Raw genomic sequence first — 13,463 nt, 5'->3', positions numbered from 1 at the left:
CCCGATCTGGCAGAATGGCACGGTACTGAGCGTGAGCCCGGACGACCCTCTATCCTCCGCTGCGCTCCGTTCCGTGTGCCAGGTCGTCGACGCCCGCTGCCCCCACGCGGCGTCGTGCCCCGGCCCCCCAGATCCACTGAAGGAGAACCACACTCGTGGCTGTCAAGATTCGTCTGAAGCGGTTCGGCAAGATCCGCGCCCCGTTCTACCGCGTCGTCGTCATGGACTCGCGCACCCGCCGCGATGGCCGTGCCATCGAGGAGATCGGCAAGTACCACCCCACCGAGGAGCCCTCGTTCATCGAGATCGACTCGGAGCGCGCCCAGTACTGGCTCTCCGTCGGCGCCCAGCCGACCGAGCAGGTCGCCGCGCTGCTGAAGGTCACCGGTGACTGGCAGAAGTTCAAGGGCGAGTCGGGCGCCGAGGGCACCCTGAAGTCCAAGTCCGAGAAGGAGGCCTTCGTGGCCCCCGAGAAGGGCTCGGTCATCCTGCCGGAGGAGCCGAAGCAGGAGGAGGCCCCGGCCGAGTCCGAGCAGGCCGCCGAGGCTCCGGCCGAGGAGGCCGCGGAGGCTCCGGCCGAGGACGCCGAGAAGTCCGAGTGACCATGCTGACCGAGGCCCTCGAGCACCTGGTGCGCGGCATCGTGGACACGCCCGAGGCGGTCCGCGTGGACGCCCGCTCCCAGCGGCGCGGCGACATGCTGGAGGTCCGCGTGGCCCCCGAGGACCTGGGTCGCGTGATCGGCCGCCAGGGTCGCACCGCCACCGCGCTGCGCACCGTGCTGGACGGCCTGGCCGGCCACCCCGTCCGCGTGGACGTGGTGGAGACCGACCGCCGCTCCTGACGGCCCGTGACGCACGGCCCGCCCGCCCCTCACCGGGCCGGCGGGCCGTCGTCGTCTGCGGTCCCGCCCGTCCCACCCAGGAGAGCCCATGAGTCCCGCAGCCCAGGACGACCTCGTCCGCGTCGCCCGCATCGGCAAGCCGCACGGCATCCGCGGCGAGGTGACCGTGCAGGTCTTCACCGACGACCCGGACGCCCGCTTCGCCCCCGGCGAGCGCCTCGTGGTGCGCGACGGCGCCCCGGGCCTGCCGGCGGAGCTCACCGTCACCCGCGCCCGGTGGAACAAGCAGATCCTCGTGGTCGGCTTCGCCGAGTCGCCGGACCGCAACGTCGCCGAGACCCTGCGCGGCGCCCAGCTGTTCGCCGTTCCCGCCGCGCCCGAGGAGTCCGACGAGTGGTACGAGGAGGACCTCGTGGACCTCGAGGTGCGGGTCGAGGGCGAGCGCGTCGGCGTCGTCACGGCCCTGACCACCGGGGCGGTCCAGGATCTGCTGCACGTCGCGTTGGACGGCGTCGAGGAGGAGGCCCTGGTGCCCTTCGTCGAGGAGATCGTCCCGGAGATCGACTCCGAGGCCGGCGTGCTCGTGCTGACCCCGCCGCCGGGGCTGCTCGAGCTCGCCACCGGCGAGGACGACGACGCCGCTGACGGGCCCGCCGCGGCGCGCCCCGCCGATGCGGATCCGGAGGACTGAGCGGTGCGCTTCGACGTCGTCACGATCTTCCCCGAGTACCTCGCGGTGCTCGACGTCTCGCTGCTGGGCCGTGCCCGCCGCGAGGGCCTCGTGGACGTGCACGTCCACGACCTGCGCGACTTCACCTTCGACCGGCACCGCACCGTGGACGACACGCCCTACGGCGGCGGCGCCGGCATGGTGATGAAACCGGAGCCGTGGGCGCTCGCGCTCGAGCACGTGGCGGCCCAGGGGCCCGTGTCACCGGCCCCCGCCGAGTCGTCGTCGGCGGAGCCGGGGGACCGCCCCGTGCTGCTCGTGCCGACGCCCTCGGGGGAGCGCTTCACCCAGCGGTTCGCCCGGGAACTGGCGGGCCGGGAGCACGTGGCGATCGCGTGCGGCCGCTACGAGGGGATCGACGAGCGCGTCTTCGGCTGGGCCGAGGAGCTCTTCGAGGTGCGGCTGGTCTCGCTGGGCGACTACGTGCTCAACGGCGGCGAGGTCGCGGCGCTGGCGATGATCGAGGCCGTCGGCCGCCTCGTGCCGGGCGTCGTGGGCAACCCGGCCTCGCTCGTCGAGGAGTCCCACGAGGACGGCCTGCTGGAGTACCCGGTCTACACCAAGCCCGCGGACTGGCGGGGCCGTGCGGTGCCGCCCGTGCTGCTCTCGGGCGACCACGGCAAGGTCGCGGCCTGGCGTCGGGCCCAGCAGGAGGAGCGCACGCGCGAGCGGCGACCGGACCTGTGGGCGGCGTACGACTCCGAGGACTGACCCGCCGCGCCCGACGGGCCGGAGGGGCGTCGCGACGTCGTCGGCTGTGGCATAATGGGTCCTCGTGTCCGCCGGACGCCCGACCTGCCACAGGGGGCGCGCGTCAACGGATCGGACCCCGGGACCGCACCCCACGTGCGGAGCCCGGCCCTCGGCTCGGGACCCGGCCCCCTCGTCATGCGGACGTGGACGGGCCGTGCGCCCGCATACCACGCGGTTGACCTGTGGCATCCGCCAGGAGAGACGACATGCACATTCTCGACTCGTTCGACAAGAAGACGCTGCGCGACGACATCCCGGAGTTCGCCCCCGGCGACACCGTCAAGGTGCACGTGAACATCATCGAGGGCAAGACCGCCCGCGTCCAGGTGTTCCAGGGCTACGTCATGGGCCGTCAGGGCTACGGCGTGCGCGAGACCTTCCGCGTCCGCAAGGTGTCCTTCGGCATCGGCGTGGAGCGCGTGTTCCCGGTGCACTCCCCGGTCATCGACAAGATCGAGGTCGTCACCAAGGGCGACGTGCGCCGCGCGAAGCTGTACTACATGCGCGACCGCCACGGCAAGGCCGCCCGCATCCGCGAGAAGCGCGCCGACGCCAAGTGATCATCCCGGTCGGCCCCGCCGACCGGTGATCGACCCATGCGCACCTCGGAGCCCCGTGACCCCCGCCGGTCACGGGGCTCCGTCGCGTCCGGGGCCGGCTCCTCCTCGGGCCCGACGGCGGCCCCCGCCTCCGGCACGAGCCGCTGGTGGGCGTGGCTCGGCCTGACCGTGGTGGCCGCCGTCGTGGTGGCCGCGGTGCTGCGAGCCCTCACCGGCCCCGTCTACCTCATCCCCTCCGGGTCGATGGAGCCGACCCTGCAGCCCGGCGACCGCGTGCGGGTGGACGCCGCCGCGGCCGGCGGGCAGGGCCTGCACCACGGCGACGTGGTGGTGTTCGACGGCGCCGGCAGCCTGGCGCCGTACCGTTCGGCCGGATCGCTCGAGCGCGGCCTCGAGGACGTCGCCCGGTGGTGGGGCGTCGGCGCGGCCGAGGACGTCTTCGTCAAGCGCGTGCTGGCCCTGCCGGGGGACCGCCTCGAGTGCTGCGCCCCGGACGGCCGGCTGCTGCGCAACGGCGAGCCGCTGGACGAGCCGTATCTCGGCAGGCCCGTGACCGCAGACGAGCCGGCCGCGGCGGGGACCTGGTCCTTCGAGGTGCCCGACGGGCGCATGGTCGTCCTGGGCGACCACCGCGCCGCCTCCCGGGACTCCCGCGCACTGCTGGGCGCCCCCGGCGGCGGGCTGATCCCGCTCGAGCGGGTCGAGGGCCGGGCCGCGGAGATCGTGTGGCCCCTGTCCCGCCGCGGGACCGTGGACGCCCCCTCCGGGGACACGCCGTGACGGGGCGCCGCACCGCGCTGATCGCGGCCGCCGTGACCGTACTCGCCTGCGTGCTGGCGTGGGCCTTCCTGGCGCGCATGTACGCCATCCCGTCCTCGTCCATGGAGCCCGGGCTGCGGGCCGGCGACCGCGTGGTCGCCACGCTGCTCACCCCGGATCCGTTCCCGGTGCGCCGCGGTGACGTGGTGGTGTTCGAAGACACGAAGGGCTGGCTGCCCGGGGGCGGCCACGTGATCAAGCGGGCCGTCGGGCTGCCGGGGGACATCGTCTCCTGGACACCCGGCGAGGAGACGCTGCGCGTGAACGGGGTGCCCGTGGAGGAGCCGTACCTCGCGCCGGGGGAGACGCCCGCGCAGGAGGCGTTCGAGGTGACCGTGCCTGCGGGGCGACTGTGGGTGCTCGGTGACCATCGCTCGGCGTCGGCGGACTCCCGCGCGCACCGCGCCGGGCCCGGGGGCGGGTTCGTGGCCCTCGACGACGTGGTGGGCCGCGCCCGGTTCGTGGTCTGGCCGCTGGACCGGATCGGCGGCGCCGGCACCGACCCCGACGCGTTCGCCACCGTGCCGGACGCGCCCGCGCCGGAGGCTCGCACGTGACCGCCCGCCGGGGCGGTGGCCGGCCGACGGTGCGCGCCGGCCTGGACGTCGAGGCGGGGCTGGCCGCGCCGGCCCTCGCCGCGCGGGGAGCGGACCGGGTGCTGGTGGCGGGCATGGACGAGGTGGGCCGGGGCGCGCTGGCCGGGCCCGTCGTCGTCGGGGTGTGCGCCGCGTGGCTGCCCGCCGCCGGGCAGATCCCTCCGGTGCGCGACTCCAAGGCGCTCACGGACCGACGCCGGCGCGCCCTGGTCCCGCAGATCGAGGACTGGGCGGCCGGGGTGGCGCTGGGCGAGGCCGGCCCCGCGGAGATCGACGCGCTGGGGATCTCGGCGGCCCTCGGCCTCGCCGGGCGACGGGCGTGGGCGGCGCTGTGCGCCGCGGTGGGGCAGGAGCCGGTCGCCCTCGTGCTCGACGGCCGGGACGACTGGCTGAGCCGCTCCGATCCCGACGCCGGCCCCGCGCCCGCGCCGCGCCCGCTGCCGCCCGAGCCCACGATGCTGGTGCGGGCCGAGGACCGGTGCGCGACGGTGGCGGCCGCGTCGATCGCCGCGAAGGTGGCCCGCGACGACGTCATGATCGCCCTCGACGCGGCGCACCCGGGGTACGGATGGGCCGGGAACAAGGGGTACGGCTCAGCCGCGCACCGGGCCGCCCTGGCCGAGCGCGGGGCGAGCGAGCAACACCGGCGCAGCTGGAACCTCGGGCTGCCGGGCGCGCCCGCGCAGGCGCCGCCCACGCTGTTCGACTGAGCCCCCGGGGCCGGGCGAGGCCGCCCGTTCGACGTGCGACCCCCGGACGGGGGAGGATGGAGGCCGTGCGTGCCCGGACTGTCGCGGGTGCGCGGGGAACACTGAGGAGGCATGTCATGAGCGCAGACGACGTCGAGGACTTCGAGGCCGAGGCCGAGCTGCTGCTCTACCGCGAGTACCGGGACGTGGTGGGCCTGTTCCGCTACGTCGTGGAGACCGAGCGGCGCTTCTACCTCGCCAACGACGTGCGGCTGACGCCCCGCCAGGCGGACGGGGACGTGTTCTTCGAGATCCTGCTCGAGGACGCGTGGGTGTGGGACGTGTACCGCACGCAGCGGTTCATCAAGCGCGTGAAGGTGCTGACCTTCAAGGACGTGAACATCGAGGAGCTGCCCACCGAGGACCTGACGGTCCCGCCGGACGGCCAGCTGCCGAGCTGACCCACCCCTGATCGGCCCCGAGGGCGGGACGCCGACGTCCACTCCTGCACAGGCGTCCGGCCCCGCACAATCCCCGCCGCCACCCACCCGGCGACCCCGCCCGGGACCACCCTGGTGCCCAGGAGGTGGTCGGGATGACGGGGACCGCGGAACGGATCGGGGCGCAGCCGCCCGGAGACAGGCGCGCCAGCCGCGCGCACACGGCACTGGGCCGGTTCGGCGAGGACGCCGCCGCGCGCTGGCTCGCCGAGCGCGGTTACGTGATCGCCGACCGCAACTGGCGGGGCGAGGCCGGAGAGCTGGACATCGTGGCCCACCACGCGGGCTGGTGGGTGGGCGTCGAGGTGAAGACCCGCTCGGGCCTGGCCTTCGGCGACCCGTTCGAGTCGATCGACCGGCGCAAGCTCACCCGGCTGCACCGCCTCACCGCGGCGTGGGTGCGGGCCCACGCCGCGGACCGCCGGGGGACGCCCTGGCGCGTCGACGCCGTCGCCGTGCTGGTGCCGCGCACGGGCGGGATCCGCTTCGATCTGCTGCAGGACGTGCGGCCGTGAGCGGCATCGGACGCACCCGCTCCATCACGCTGGCGGGTCTGCGCGGGGAGGTCGTGCACGTCGAGGCGGACATCGCCCAGTCCCTGCCCGGGTTCACCCTCCTCGGCCTGCCGGACCAGGCGCTGCAGGAGAGCCGGGACCGCATCCGCTCCGCCGCGCGCAACGCCGGACTGCCCCTGACCCGGCGGCACCTGACCGTGAACCTGCTGCCGGCGGGGGTGCACAAGCGGGGCGCCTGCCACGACCTGGCGATCGTCCTGGCGGCCTACGCCGCGGACGGGCGGGTGCGGAACGTCGAGGGGCCCGTGTTCCTGGCCGAGCTCGGCCTCGACGGCGCCCTGCACCGCTCGCCGGAGACCGTGGCGATGGTGATGGCCGCCGTCGACGCGGGGTGCTCCGAGGTGGTCGTCGCCGAGGATGCGGAGGCCGAGGCCCGACTGGTCCCCGGCGCCGAGGTCCGCGGCTTCGCCCATCTGCACGACGTCATCCGCGCCTTCGGCGGGGAACCGGACGGAGAGCCGCCCCACCGCCCGGCCCGACGGCAGGTGACAGCCCCGGAACCGGAGCCGGCCCGTGCGGTGCCCGACCTCGCCGAGGTCGCCGGACAGGCCGAGGCCCGGTTCGCGCTCGAGGTCGCAGCCGCCGGCGCCCACCACCTGCTGCTCATGGGCGCCCCGGGGGCGGGCAAGACCATGCTCGCCGAGCGCCTGCCCGGAATCCTGCCTCCCCTGGACCGGCGCACCGCGCTCGAGTGCGCCGCCCTGCGCTCCCTCCGCGGCGGCGACGCCCGTGTCCGGCGCAGGGGCGGGACGGCCCAGGGGTTCGACGGTGACATCGACCGGACCCCGCCGTTCGAGGCACCCCACCACTCGGCGTCCCGCTCGGCCCTCGTGGGCGGCGGCAGCGGCCTCGCCCGGCCGGGAGCGGCCTCCCTCGCCCACGGCGGCGTGCTGTTCCTGGACGAGGCCCCCGAGTTCGAACGGCGCACCCTCGAGGCGCTGCGCCAGCCCCTCGAGTCCGGGGAGGTGCTGCTGCACCGGGCCCTCGGCGCCGTCGTCTACCCGGCCCGGTTCCAGCTCGTGCTGGCCGCCAACCCCTGCCCGTGCGGCAAGGGCGGTGGCACGGGCGTCGAGTGCCGGTGCAGCGTGCCCGAACGCCGCCGCTACGCCCAGCGGCTCTCCGGGCCGCTGCTGGACCGCGTCGACCTGCAGGTCACCGTGCGGCCCGTCGAAGCGCGGCAGCTCACGGGGGCGCCCGCGTCCGAGACCACGTCGCAGGTGGCCGCCCGGGTCGCCGCGGCCGCCGACCGCCAGGCCCGGCGCTGGGCCACCGCCGCCGAGCGCGGGCTCGCCCCGTCCGGGCTGCGCCGCAACGCGCACGTCCCCGCCGGGGTGCTGCGGCACGGCCCGTACGCCGTGCCCCGGGCGGCCCGCCGGCCCGCGGACGACGCCGTCGACCAGGGCCTGCTGAGCGCGCGCGGCCACGCCCGCGTCCTGCGCCTCGCCTGGACCCTGGCAGACCTGCGCGGCGCCGAACGGCCCGCACCCGAGGACACCGACGTGGCACTCACGCTGCGCCACCAGAACGAGGAGGACGCATGACCACCTACGTCACCCCGGCGGCAGACCACGTCGCCGGGCCGCGCCGGCCGGACGCCGCCCGGCTCGCCCGCGCCGCCCTGACCCGGCTGGTCGAGCCCGGGGACGCGCTCGCGGTGCAGACCGTCACGGCGCTGGGGCCGGAGCGGGCGCTCGCCCTGCTCACGGGCTGGGAGACGATCCAGCCCGCCGAGCGCGATCTGCTCGCCGATCGCGCCGGCGCGCCCGACACGCTGCCCCGGCGCTGGGCCGCGGGGCTGGCCCGCTGGGCGCCCCGGGCCGCCCGGCTGGAGCCGGAGCGTGACCTCGTGACTCTGCACCGGCTCGGGGGAGGCCTGCTGATCCCCGAGGACGACGCCTGGCCCGCCGCCCTGGCGGACCTGGGCGAGGAGGCGCCCCTGGGCCTGTGGTTCCGCGGCTCCGGAACGCTGCCTCCCGCGGACCGGATGCTCGCCGTCGTCGGCAGCCGGGAGGCGACCGCGTACGGACGGACCGTGACCGCCCGCTGCGCCGCTCACGCCGTCCAGCAGGGCGCGTGCGTGATCTCCGGCGGTGCGTACGGCATCGACGGCGCCGCCCACCGGGCCGCGCTGCAGGCGCCCGCCGCACCGGAAGACGCGGCGGATCGCGACGGCGTCCCGCCCACGGTGGCGGTGCTGGCCGGCGGCCTCGACCGGTTCTACCCGGCCGGCCACGAGGACCTGCTTCGCGCGGTGATGGCCGCCGGGCTGCTCGTGTCCGAGATGCCGCCCGGTGCGAGTCCCACGCGGTACCGGTTCCTGCAGCGCAACCGGGTCATCGCCGCGCTCGCGGGGGCCGTGCTGGTGGTCGAGGCGCGCTGGCGGTCGGGAGCGCAGAACACGGCGGGCCACGCGTTCGGCCTCGGCCGCGAGGTGGGCGTGGTCCCCGGCCCCGTGACCTCGCCCAGCTCCGCCGGTTGCCACCGTCTGCTGCAGGAGAGCCCCGCCCGTCTCGTGACCACCGAGCAGGAGGCCCTCGCCCTGCTCGGCCAGGGGCCCGCCCGGAGCGGCGGCGCGGGCGGGAGGACCTCCACCCGGGCAGCTCCCGAGTCCGCCGCGCGGCCCACCGACGGGCTCACGATGGAGGAGGCCCTCGTCCACGAGGCGCTGCCCCTGCGCCAGGCGGTGCCCGTCGACCGGATCACCGTCAGCGCCGGGCTCGCGCTGCCCACCGTCCTGGCGTGCCTGTCCCGGCTGCAGCGGGCGGGCCTGGCCGAACGGGTCGAGGACCGGTGGCGGCGGGGATGACCTCCGGCCGCGTGCTCCCGGGCGGCGCCGCCCTGGGGCGGATGGCAGAGTGGGGGGATGACCCCGTCGTCCTCCGTCCGTCCCGTCCCGGTCCCGCGCGCCCCCTCGCCCCGGGACACGGCCTGGCTCGAGGCGTTCGAGGAGCACCTGCGCCACGAGCGGAACCGCAGCCCCCAGACCGTGCGCGCGTACCTCGCCGATCTGCGCGCCCTCATCGACCACGTCGCCGGCACAGCCGGCACCGCGGCGGCGCCCGCCGTGGATGACGACGCCCCCGCTCGCGACGTGCCCAGCGCACCGGACGTCCTCGCCGAGCTGGACATCGAGGACCTGCGTGGCTGGTTGGCGGCCATGAGCGGGGCCGGCCTCGCCCGCGCGACCCTGGCCCGCCGGGTGGCCGCCGTCCGCACCTTCACGGCCTGGCTGCGCCGGGAGGGCCTGCGCTCGGACGACCCCGCCCTGCGGCTGCGCTCGCCCCGACCCGAGGGGACGCTGCCCCACGTGCTCCAGGAGCAGCAGGCGACCCGGCTCCTCGCGGCTGCCCAGGAGCGTGTGGACGCCGCCGCCGCGGGCGACGACCCTGCCGCCCACGCGCTGGCCCTGCGGGACGCCGCCCTGCTCGAGCTGCTCTACGCCACCGGCGCCCGGGTGGCCGAACTCTCCGCCCTGGACGTGGACGACCTCGAGGCCGGCCGCGGCGTCGTCCGGCTGACCGGCAAGGGAGACCGGCAGCGCACCGTCCCCTACGGCGCACCCGCGGGCCGCGCCCTCCAGGAGTGGCAGCGGCTCGGTCGCCCCCGCCTGGCCCGGCCGGACTCCGGCCCCGCCCTCTTCCTCGGCGCGCGCGGCGGCCGGCTGGGGGTGCGCCAGGCGCGCACCGTCGTCGACCGGGCACTCGAGGGCCTGGGGGACACCGCGGCGCGCGGGCCGCACGCGCTGCGCCACACGGCCGCGACCCACCTCCTCGACGGCGGCGCCGACCTGCGCAGCGTGCAGGAGCTGCTGGGGCATGCGTCCCTGCGCACCACGCAGGTCTACACACACGTCTCGATCGATCGCCTCCGCGAAGGCTACCGGCAGGCCCACCCACGCGCCTGACGCCTCCCCGGAGCACCCCCGGCCCGTCCCCTGCGCCGCCACGACACGCAGGGCGCCGCGCCGCCTCGTTGCCGGCCCAGCATCCCTGGTGCACAATGGCCCCAGGATCCACCGGAGCCGCGACGTGGTCGTAGGGGAAGACGCACCGCATCGCACCCTCGGAGGCATCCATGACCAGCACCCATACCCGCGGCGTGGTCCACATCCTCTCCGCCCCCACCGCCCTCTGCCCCCACGTGGAGTGGGCGCTGAGCTCCGTGCTCGGCCCCGCGACCTCGGTGGAGTGGGAGGGTCAGCCGGTCGCGCCCGGCCAGCACCGCGCCGAGGTGCACTGGACGGCGCCCGCCGGCACCGGCGCGCGTCTGGCCTCCGCCCTGCGTGGCTGGCCGCACCTGCGCTTCGAGATCACGGAGGAGCCGTCCGCCGGGGTCGACGGCTCGCGCTGGTCCCACACCCCGGACCTCGGCATCTTCCACGCCACCACGGACGTCTCCGGCAACATCATGGTCTCCGAGGACCGCATCCGGTACGCCTACGAGGCCGGTGCGGGCGACCCCAGCGTGCTGATGCACGAACTCTCCCTCGCGCTCGGCGAGGCCTGGGACGATGAGCTCGAGCCGTTCCGGCTGGCCGCCGCCCACGCCAACGTGCGCTGGCTGCACCGCGCTGTCTGAGCCTTCGCCCGGCCGGCGGCGCTCCGGCTCAGACGCTGCGGAACACGGCCACCGCGTTGTGGCCGCCGAACCCGAACGAGTTCTTCACGGCCACGCGCGGCCCCTCGGGCAGGCGGGCGGGGGAGCCGGTGACCACGTTCAGCGGGATCTCCGGGTCCTGGTGGTCCAGGTTGATGGTCACGGGCGCCTGGCCGTGGTGCACGGCGAGCACGGACAGGATCGACTCGATCGCGCCTGAGGCGCCCAGCAGGTGGCCGGTCTGGGACTTCGTGGCCGAGACCTGCACCTGGTCCAGGTGGTCGCCGAACACGGCCCGCATGGCCAGGTACTCCGGGGCGTCGCCCTTGGGTGTGGACGTCGCGTGGGCGTTCACGTGGCACACGTCCTCGGGGGTGATGTCGGCCGACCTCAGGGCGGCGCGCATCGCACGGGTCGCGCCCAGGCCCTCGGGCTCGGGCGCGGTGATGTGGTGGGAGTCGGAGCTGACGCCCGCGCCGGCCAGCTCGGCGTACACGCGCGCGCCGCGGGCCTTCGCGTGCTCCTCCGACTCGATCACCATGACGCCGGCGCCCTCACCGAGGACGAAGCCGTCGCGGTCCACGTCGTAGGGGCGGGACGCGGCCTGTGGGTCGTCGTTGCGCTTGGACAGCGCCTGCATCGCGGCGAACGCGGCCATCGGCAGCGGGTGCACGGCGGCCTCGGCGGCGCCGCAGATCACGACGTCGGCCTGGCCGGAGCGGACGAGCAGCAGCGCGGTCTCGAGCGCCTCGGTGCCGGCGGCGCACGCGGACACCACCGTGCGGGCGCCGGCACGGGCGCCGAACTCGAGGGAGAGCGCGCCGGCGGCGCCGTTGGGCATGAGCATCGGGACGGTCATGGGCAGCACGCGGCGCGGGCCGCGCTCGCGCAGGGTGTCCCAGCCGTCCAGGAGGGTCCACACGCCGCCGATGCCGGTGCCGAAGGCCACGGCGAGCCGGTCGCCGTCGACCTCCGCGCCCTCGAGGCCGGCGTCCTTCCAGGCCTCGCGCGCGGCGACGGTCGCCATCTGGGTGGCCGGGTCCTGGCGTTTCTGCTCCACCTTGGAGAGGACCTCTGAGGTGGGCACGGCCAGCTCGGCCGCGAAGGTGACGGGCAGCTCGTACTTCTCCACCCAGTCGTGTTCCATGGTGCGCGCACCGGAGACGCCCTGCAGGGCGTGGGACCAGAAGGTGGGCACGTCGCCGCCGATGGGCGTGGTGGCGCCGAGGCCGGTGATCACTGCGGTGCGGGTCATGGGTCTGCTGCCTCTGGGTCTCGAGTGGGGATCGGGCGGAGGGGTGTCGTCGGCACGATGCGCGGCGCTCGCCGGGGTGCCGGAAGTCGAGGGTGTCGGGGGCCGGGGGCGCTCACGCGCCCCCGGCGCTCACCGAGGGGACGGGGCGGGCCGGGCCCGCCGCCGTCGTGGGCCGATCAGGCCTGGGCGCCGTCGATGAAGTCGACGGCGTCCTGGACGGTCTTGAGGTTCTTGACCTCCTCGTCCGGGATCTTCACGCCGAACTTGTCCTCGGCGTTGACCACGATGGTCATCATCGAGATCGAGTCGATGTCCAGATCGTCCGTGAAGGACTTCTCCGGCTGCACCTCGGCGGTGTCGAGGCCGGTCTCCTCGTTCACGATCTCGGCGAGGCCGGCGAGGATCTCTTCCTTGGAAGCCATGGGGCGTCTCCTTCGGTAGGGGTGTGGGGTGTACGTGATCAGTGAATCAGACGGCGCCGCCTCAGGGGAGGCGGACCACCTGGGCGCCGTAGACCAGCCCGGCGCCGAAGCCGATCTGCAGGGCCAGGCCGCCGGAGAGCTCGGGGTTCTCCTCCAGCAGACGGTGCATGGCCAGCGGGATGGACGCGGCCGACGTGTTGCCGGCGTCCGCGATGTCCCGGGCCACGACGACGGACTCCGGCAGCTTCAGCTGCTTGGCGAACTCGTCGATGATCCGCATGTTGGCCTGGTGCGGGATGAACGCGGCGAGGTCCTCGGGCTCCACGCCCGCGGCGTCGAGGGCCTCGCGGGCCACCTTCGCCATCGACCACACGGCCCAGCGGAAGACGGAGGGCCCGTCCTGGCGCAGCGTGGGCCAGAGCATCCCCTCCGCGCCGGTGATCGCCGAGGCGTCGCCCGTGGTGCGGGCGTGCTCCACGGCATCGCGGAGCTCCAGCTGCGAGTGCGTCATGGAGATCGTGGACCAGCGCTCCCCGTCCGAACCCCACACCGAGGGGGAGATGCCCGGCTCGTCCGAGGCCGACACGATCACGGCGCCCGCGCCGTCGCCCAGCAGGAAGGAGATGGAGCGGTCCGTGGGATCCACGACGTCGGAGAGGCGCTCGACGCCGACCACGAGCACGTGCCGCGCGGTGCCGGAACGCACGAGCGCGTCGGCCTGGGCCACGCCGTAGCAGTAGCCGGCGCACGCGGCGGAGACGTCGTAGGCGGGCGCCGGGGTGGCCCCGATCTCGTGCGCCACGAGGGCCGCGGCCGAGGGGGTGGCGTGCGGGAAGGTGACGGTCGAGACGATCACGGCGTCCAGGTCCGAGCCCTGCAGGCCGGCCCGCTCGAGGGCCTCCCGGGCGGCGCCCACGGCCATGACGGGCACGGTCTCCTCCGCCGTGGCGCGCTGGCGCGTGACGATGCCGGTGCGCTGGCGGATCCACTCGTCCGACGAGTCGATGGGGCCGATGAGGTCCTCGTTCGGGACCAGGTTCGCCGGGCGGTAGGCGCCCACGGCCACGATGCGGCTGGCCGCGGGGCGCTCGTGCTGCTTCAGGGTGACGGTCATGGTGCCTCTC

General features: G+C 75.6%; 17 protein-coding genes. 14 read left to right on the top strand and 3 right to left on the bottom strand.

Translation table 11 applies throughout. The features are described 5' to 3' along the window. Positions 1 to 155: 155 nt before the first annotated feature. From rpsP to J1M37_RS01190, 14 genes are all read left to right on the top strand, one after another. Positions 156 to 602: a 30S ribosomal protein S16 gene (gene rpsP, locus J1M37_RS01255; protein ID WP_020628324.1), complete on the top strand. Its 447-nt coding sequence runs from the start codon at positions 156 to 158 to the stop codon at positions 600 to 602. 2 nt (positions 603 to 604) lie between these two features. Continuing rightward, positions 605 to 844: an RNA-binding protein gene (locus tag J1M37_RS01250; protein ID WP_029248213.1), complete on the top strand. Its 240-nt coding sequence runs from the start codon at positions 605 to 607 to the stop codon at positions 842 to 844. A gap of 88 nt (positions 845 to 932) precedes the next feature. Beyond that, positions 933 to 1,535 carry a ribosome maturation factor RimM gene (rimM, locus tag J1M37_RS01245; protein WP_206451975.1) on the top strand — a complete coding sequence of 201 codons (603 nt, stop codon included), beginning with the start codon at positions 933 to 935 and terminating at the stop codon, positions 1,533 to 1,535. A gap of 3 nt (positions 1,536 to 1,538) precedes the next feature. Next, positions 1,539 to 2,285 (top strand): tRNA (guanosine(37)-N1)-methyltransferase TrmD, encoded by a 747-nt coding sequence (gene trmD / locus J1M37_RS01240; protein WP_020625067.1) that lies wholly within the window; start codon positions 1,539 to 1,541, stop codon positions 2,283 to 2,285. Between the two features lie 248 nt (positions 2,286 to 2,533). After that, positions 2,534 to 2,887, top strand: a complete 354-nt coding sequence (gene rplS / locus J1M37_RS01235) for a 50S ribosomal protein L19 (protein WP_002853821.1) — start codon at positions 2,534 to 2,536, stop codon at positions 2,885 to 2,887. A gap of 36 nt (positions 2,888 to 2,923) precedes the next feature. Further along, on the top strand, positions 2,924 to 3,667 hold the full coding sequence (lepB, locus tag J1M37_RS01230; protein ID WP_069941905.1) for a signal peptidase I: 744 nt from the start codon (positions 2,924 to 2,926) through the stop codon (positions 3,665 to 3,667). Beyond that, positions 3,664 to 4,263: a signal peptidase I gene (lepB, locus tag J1M37_RS01225; RefSeq protein ID WP_036312832.1), complete on the top strand. Its 600-nt coding sequence runs from the start codon at positions 3,664 to 3,666 to the stop codon at positions 4,261 to 4,263. Before lepB (J1M37_RS01230) ends, lepB (J1M37_RS01225) begins: the two co-directional genes overlap by 4 nt. Beyond that, positions 4,260 to 5,012: a ribonuclease HII gene (locus J1M37_RS01220; protein WP_036312829.1), complete on the top strand. Its 753-nt coding sequence runs from the start codon at positions 4,260 to 4,262 to the stop codon at positions 5,010 to 5,012. Before lepB (J1M37_RS01225) ends, J1M37_RS01220 begins: the two co-directional genes overlap by 4 nt. Positions 5,013 to 5,128: 116 nt before the next feature. Beyond that, positions 5,129 to 5,452: a DUF2469 domain-containing protein gene (locus J1M37_RS01215; RefSeq protein ID WP_002853817.1), complete on the top strand. Its 324-nt coding sequence runs from the start codon at positions 5,129 to 5,131 to the stop codon at positions 5,450 to 5,452. Positions 5,453 to 5,586: 134 nt separating this feature from the next. Further along, on the top strand, positions 5,587 to 6,006 hold the full coding sequence (locus tag J1M37_RS01210) for a YraN family protein (protein WP_002853815.1): 420 nt from the start codon (positions 5,587 to 5,589) through the stop codon (positions 6,004 to 6,006). Further along, a complete protein-coding gene (locus J1M37_RS01205) occupies positions 6,003 to 7,607 on the top strand; it encodes a YifB family Mg chelatase-like AAA ATPase (protein ID WP_101965521.1) in 1,605 nt (534 codons plus the stop codon). The genes J1M37_RS01210 and J1M37_RS01205 overlap by 4 nt, the downstream gene beginning before the upstream one ends. Beyond that, entirely contained in the window at positions 7,604 to 8,872 is a 1,269-nt protein-coding gene (locus tag J1M37_RS01200) for a DNA-processing protein DprA (protein WP_241250736.1), read from the top strand. The genes J1M37_RS01205 and J1M37_RS01200 overlap by 4 nt, the downstream gene beginning before the upstream one ends. 57 nt (positions 8,873 to 8,929) lie before the next feature. Beyond that, the gene (locus J1M37_RS01195) at positions 8,930 to 9,970 is read left to right on the top strand and encodes a tyrosine recombinase XerC (RefSeq protein WP_206451974.1); all 1,041 of its coding nucleotides are present in this window, start codon (positions 8,930 to 8,932) and stop codon (positions 9,968 to 9,970) included. 170 nt (positions 9,971 to 10,140) lie between these two features. Then, positions 10,141 to 10,644 (top strand): DUF3145 domain-containing protein, encoded by a 504-nt coding sequence (locus J1M37_RS01190; RefSeq protein ID WP_036340144.1) that lies wholly within the window; start codon positions 10,141 to 10,143, stop codon positions 10,642 to 10,644. 28 nt (positions 10,645 to 10,672) lie between these two features. Here J1M37_RS01190 and fabF read toward each other — a convergent pair whose 3' ends face one another. The 3 genes from fabF to J1M37_RS01175 form a co-directional block, all read right to left on the bottom strand. Further along, a complete protein-coding gene (gene fabF / locus J1M37_RS01185; RefSeq protein ID WP_041103123.1) occupies positions 10,673 to 11,917 on the bottom strand; it encodes a beta-ketoacyl-ACP synthase II in 1,245 nt (414 codons plus the stop codon). A gap of 176 nt (positions 11,918 to 12,093) precedes the next feature. Continuing rightward, complete coding sequence (locus tag J1M37_RS01180; RefSeq protein WP_010078906.1) at positions 12,094 to 12,339, bottom strand: acyl carrier protein; 246 nt, start codon at positions 12,337 to 12,339, stop codon at positions 12,094 to 12,096. 61 nt (positions 12,340 to 12,400) lie between these two features. Next, the gene (locus tag J1M37_RS01175; RefSeq protein ID WP_070709699.1) at positions 12,401 to 13,453 is read right to left on the bottom strand and encodes a beta-ketoacyl-ACP synthase III; all 1,053 of its coding nucleotides are present in this window, start codon (positions 13,451 to 13,453) and stop codon (positions 12,401 to 12,403) included. Between the last annotated feature and the right edge of the window lie 10 nt (positions 13,454 to 13,463).

The sequence above is a fragment of the Micrococcus sp. KRD012 genome (assembly GCF_017168555.1).
GTDB lineage: Bacteria > Actinomycetota > Actinomycetes > Actinomycetales > Micrococcaceae > Micrococcus > Micrococcus luteus.
Note: the sequence above shows the minus strand (reverse complement) of the source record. Positions and strands in the feature narration are given on the sequence as shown.